Origin of the sequence: Peptoniphilus indolicus ATCC 29427 (genome assembly GCF_000227315.1) — a bacterium.
Lineage (GTDB): Bacteria > Bacillota > Clostridia > Tissierellales > Peptoniphilaceae > Peptoniphilus > Peptoniphilus indolicus.
The window spans coordinates 1-3,345 of sequence record NZ_JH165085.1 but is presented as its reverse complement, the minus strand read 5'-3'; the positions used below and the strand labels follow the sequence as shown (position 1 = coordinate 3,345).

The 3,345-nt window shown below is 29.9% G+C and carries 3 protein-coding genes; all 3 read right to left on the bottom strand.

From position 1 onward, the window contains the following. Nucleotides 1-185 precede the first annotated feature (185 nt). The 3 genes from HMPREF9129_RS09920 to HMPREF9129_RS09910 all read right to left on the bottom strand — a co-directional run bounded on the left by HMPREF9129_RS09920 (nt 186) and on the right by HMPREF9129_RS09910 (nt 3,174). Nucleotides 186-1,742 carry a permease-like membrane multi-spanning protein gene (locus HMPREF9129_RS09920; protein WP_004823281.1) on the bottom strand — a complete coding sequence of 519 codons (1,557 nt, stop codon included), beginning with the start codon at nt 1,740-1,742 and terminating at the stop codon, nt 186-188. Beyond that, nucleotides 1,717-2,445, bottom strand: coding sequence for an ABC transporter ATP-binding protein (locus HMPREF9129_RS09915; protein WP_023056447.1), 729 nt, complete (start codon nt 2,443-2,445; stop codon nt 1,717-1,719). Before HMPREF9129_RS09915 ends, HMPREF9129_RS09920 begins: the two co-directional genes overlap by 26 nt. Before the next feature lie 111 nt (nt 2,446-2,556). Further along, a complete protein-coding gene (locus HMPREF9129_RS09910) occupies nt 2,557-3,174 on the bottom strand; it encodes a TetR/AcrR family transcriptional regulator (protein WP_004823277.1) in 618 nt (205 codons plus the stop codon). Between the last annotated feature and the right edge of the window lie 171 nt (nt 3,175-3,345).

The window sequence follows — 3,345 nt, the reverse complement described above, 5'->3', positions numbered from 1 at the left end:
AGCAGTTAAATTTTTATTAGAAATAATTAATAAAATATCCATTCTAATGGGATTTGATAGGGAATCAAATATTCTAACTAAATCTATCATCTTTTATTCCTGAAATATTGCAAATAAACTTAATATTGAAATAAACACCATTATATCTTTTAATAATTTTTTTCATAGAACATCTCCTCCTTAAACTAAAAATTTAATCTACAAGTTTTTATATAAACGCCACCCGCAATAACGAGCAAAATAAGTGCTACTCCCAATAATGTAGGTACTATAGAAAAATGCAAAAACCAATGGAAAAGAATTGGTATAACTAATGCAGCCATTCCAATAATTGCAGATACAATAACAGGCATACTCTGTTTTACTATCATCATCTCACTTTCCCATTCAAAGTTAGGGAATTTTTTATTCAAAGAAATTCCAATCACTGTTATAAAAATGGAATAACAAATAGGAACAATTATTAAGCTGATAGTTTGAATAATATCCATATCAAGCTTTACCAAAAATATAAACACAGAAATAATATATCCAATTAAATGAAGCGTAAGATTTACTGCAATCTTAGAATTCAAAATCGTTTTTACCCGAATAGGAGAACTTTGCAAAATCCAAACATTTTTACCTTCTAAAGATATGGAAAACGCTGCCGGACAACTAAGTAAAAACATTGAAGCAATACACATTGGAGCAAAATTCGAAAGATATTCATTAATATTTTCGATTCCCGAATATTCTCCTATTTGTTGTAAAGAATTAAAAAGAAGAAATATACTAAAAACACATAAAAGTATTACACCAAGACCTGCATTCAACACTGCCATATATGAGTTTAGAAACCGTCCCATTTCTTTTTTATATAGGGCAAAAAATACTGATTTTCTATTATTCGAATTTTTGTTGTCGGAATATCTTTTTGTTGTTTTAGCAAGAGTATTAAGCAATCCATACTTCAATGAAACCATTTTGGCAAATATATAAAAAAATACTATTGAGAGAACAATAAATAATCCTACTCCAATGTACATTGGAAAATTATAGTATTCCATAAATAGCTTAGATAGTGGGTACAATCCGGTAATTTGCTTAGAAAGCATAATCCCAATACTATTTTCATTACCTGATTTCATAGCTGACACTGCAATATATCCAATTATCCCTATCATTGCAAATGAAAAAATTAAAGCAATAACATTTTTTCTCTTAAAGAAAGATGAAGCAACAACAATAACGATTCCCATACATGCTGCTATACACATAGGTATCAACGGAACAAAAATTATGGAAGTAAAATACAATATAATCTGTAATACATTTAAACTTCCGTTTAACACCCAAACAATTCCTCCCGGAAGCATAAACATCAATCCCATTAAAAAATTCAATAAATACATAAACATAAACTTGCTGCTTATAATATCCGAACTTTTTACAGGCAACGACAAAAGATTTTCCATATCACGACTGCCAAATAAAATCCCATTCGAATAAAATATTGTCAAAAATAATATTGCAAGGCTTGATACCGACACCATATATGCCGGTATCAATTCCTGCTGTCCCACTTGTACCAATGTTTTAGCTGTTATGATGTTATAAAAAAAGAAAAATATGGCAAGAGTTATTATTCCAAAACTTGCAATAACAATTGAACTTTGTTTTTTATTTCCCGGCTCTCTCATTTCGTTGATTGGAAAGAAATTCATTAATTGTGCTTTAATTAGTATCCAAATTTTGCTCATTATCCTGCACCTCCATGAAAAAAGTCTCCAAAGATTTATTCCCTTTGACTTCTTCTGTATTTCCGCTCGCTATTAACTTTCCATTTTTTATAATTGCAATTTTGTTACATAATTTTTCTGCAACATCCAATACATGTGTTGAAAAGAAAATAGCTCCTCCATCTGATACGCATTCGTGCATTATTTTCTTTAGTAGAAAAGTTGCTTTCGGATCAAGTCCAACAAAAGGTTCATCTAAAATTAGTAACTTTGGAGAATGCACCAATGCAGAAATAATCGCCGTTCTTTGCTTCATGCCATGTGAATACGAAGATATCATCCCCGAAAAATGTTTCGTCATTTCAAATAAATCGCCGTATCTCTGAATTCTTTCTCTGCGTATCTCAGTAGAAACTTCAAATAAATCAGCAATAAAATTGATGTACTGAAATCCTGTCAGATGTTCATATAAATCTGGATTATCCGGAATGTATGCCATCATTTTTTTACAAATAACAGGCTCCTCTTTAATGGAATGCCCGTCAATCGTTATACTTCCATTCTCAAAATCATGAATCCCAACTACCGCTTTTATCGTTGTAGTTTTTCCGGCTCCATTTGCACCAATGAATCCATAAATATCTCCAGACTGTACTGAAATGGATAAGTTTTCAACAGCCTTTTTGTTTCCATAGAATTTACTAAGATTCTTTATCTCTAACATAATTTCCGCCTCCATTGACATTTTGTCAGTTATTCTTTGAAATAAAACCGATAACTTGTGTATCAGTAGCTATCGGCAAATTATTCTCCTTGCAAACATTCTATTCTTTTTTTAATTACTAAAGAGCTTTTTCGTATTTAAGCTTTGTTCAAGCATTATCTTAAATGCATTTAAGTAGTTATCAACAGGTTCTTCCTTTAAATATCTTATACTTATGTTATTTGAAACAAAAACATAAGCTGTCATAAGCAACTCTGCTGCTTCTAATGGATATTTTACAGAAAAAACTCTTTCCATTATTCCTTGATTTATAATCTTTTCAAAATATATTGTCAGTTTTTCAACAAGCTTATGGGATAACTTATCTATCATATATTGATTTTCTTTAAGGTCAATTGTTTTTTGTAGCACTGTACCCTCTGCTGAAATATTTTCTGAAGATATAATTGTAACATCTATAAATGATCTGATTTTTTCTATGGCAGTTTTATCTTCATCATAAGCAATAATATAAATATCTTTCAGTAGTCTATCTGAATATTGTTCTACAAGACAATATAAGATATCCTCTTTATTCTTAAAGTGATAATATAACAACCCTCTTGATATATTTACTTTATCAACTATATCCTGAGTTGTTGTATTAGTATATCCTTTCTCCATAAAGAGTATCATTGCAGCATCCATAATCTCTGCACGTCGTATTTCAGGTTCTTTTACATCTCTCATTTTATACCTCCTATTTAAAGGGTATTACACAACTGACAATTTGTCAATTATTTTTTCTCCTTTCTCTTGAATTTTATGGTATAATATATTTACAATTTTAGAGAAATGCTTAATGCTTGCTTGACTTTTGTAGCAATTTTAGAGAAATGCTTAATGCTTGCTTGACTTTTG

Bases quoted from the DNA above. Each gene is read 5' to 3' on its own strand.
- HMPREF9129_RS09920 (WP_004823281.1), bottom strand. From the start codon at position 1,742: ATGAGCAAAATTTGGATACTAATTAAAGCACAATTAATGAATTTCTTT.
- HMPREF9129_RS09915 (WP_023056447.1), bottom strand. From the start codon at position 2,445: ATGTTAGAGATAAAGAATCTTAGTAAATTCTATGGAAACAAAAAGGCT.
- HMPREF9129_RS09910 (WP_004823277.1), bottom strand. From the start codon at position 3,174: ATGAGAGATGTAAAAGAACCTGAAATACGACGTGCAGAGATTATGGAT.